This window comes from Frateuria sp. Soil773 (assembly GCF_001428405.1).
GTDB lineage: Bacteria > Pseudomonadota > Gammaproteobacteria > Xanthomonadales > Rhodanobacteraceae > LMSL01.
This window is the reverse complement of sequence record NZ_LMSL01000041.1, coordinates 639,815-641,081: the sequence shown is the minus strand read 5'-3', so window position 1 is coordinate 641,081 and position 1,267 is coordinate 639,815. Positions and strand designations below refer to the sequence as shown.

1 protein-coding gene is annotated in these 1,267 nt (G+C 70.9%); it reads right to left on the bottom strand.

What is annotated here, in order from left to right; genetic code table 11:
- Positions 1–396: 396 nt before the first annotated feature.
- Positions 397–1,194 (bottom strand): AMP-binding protein (locus ASG87_RS21145; protein WP_235499698.1); only part of this gene is annotated, 798 nt, incomplete at its 3' end.
- Positions 1,195–1,267: the final 73 nt, after the last annotated feature.

Sequence of the window (1,267 nt, the reverse complement as noted above, 5' to 3'; positions counted from 1 at the left end):
CACCGCCTGGCGTATGCCCGGCTGCGCCAGCAGGGCCGCCTCGATCTCGCCCAGCTCGATGCGATGGCCGCGCAGTTTCACCTGCTGGTCGCGCCGGCCGAGGAACTCCAGCGTGCCGTCGGGCCAGTAGCGGCCGAGGTCGCCGGTGCGATACCAGCGCAGGCCCTCGTGGCGAACGAAGCGTTCGGCGGTAAGGTCGGGCGCGCCGCGGTAGCCCTCGGCCACGCCGGCGCCGCCGATCCATAGTTCGCCGGGCACCCAGTCGGGGCAGTCGCGGCCCTGGGCATCGACCACGCGATAGCGCTGGTTGGCGAGCGGACGGCCGTAGGGAATGGAACGCCAGTGCACGGGCAGCGGTGCGGACACTTCGCACAGGTTCGACCAGATCGCCGCTNNGCGCGCGGGGAGATCCAGCCCGATCCAGTCGCCGGAAGCCATCGCCAGGCGCAGCGGCAGCGGCCGGCCGTCGCCCTCGGCGACCACCAGCAGCATGTCCAGCAGCACCGGCACGCTGTTCCACACGGTGACGCGATGGTCGTGGACGTAGCGCAGCCAGGCGGAAGCGTCGCGCCGGTCGACCTCGTCCAGCAGCACGAGCGATGCACCGGCGCCGAGCAGGCCGCACAGGTCGTAGACGGAGAGGTCGAAGTCGAGTGCGGAGACGGCCAGGCCGCGATCTTGCGGCCCGACCCGGTAGCGCGTGTTGAGATCGTCGAGGGTGTTGGCGGCGGCGCGATGGCTGACCTCGACGCCCTTGGGCTCGCCGGTGGAGCCGGAGGTGAAGATCACATAGGCGGAGGCGGCGGGGTCGACGGTGATCGGCGCGGGCAAGGGAGCGTGTTCAATGGCAGTTTCGATGTCGATGGCTATCGCATCGCTGACCTGCGGCGCATGCTCGGCATCGGTCAACACATGCCGGATGCCGGCGGTGCGCTGGATGCGCTGTCGCCGGGCGGCAGGCTGGGCGAGAGCGATAGGGACGTAGCAGGCACCGGCGGCAAGGATGCCGAGCACGGCGACGACGGCATCGCTGCCGCGCGGCAGGGAGAGAGCGACGGGATCGCCCGGTTGCACGCCGTGGGCTTGCAGCAGGGAAGCGACCTGCAGGGCCCGGTTCGCCAACGTTGCATAGTCGAGGGTGAAGCTGCTGGCACCGTCGATCAACGCGGGTCGCGTGGGCTGCGCGGCAGCCACGGCGAAGATGCGTTCATGCAGGGTGCGCGGTGGGATCGCCCGATCGGTGGCATTGGCCGCGTCGCGCACGGCG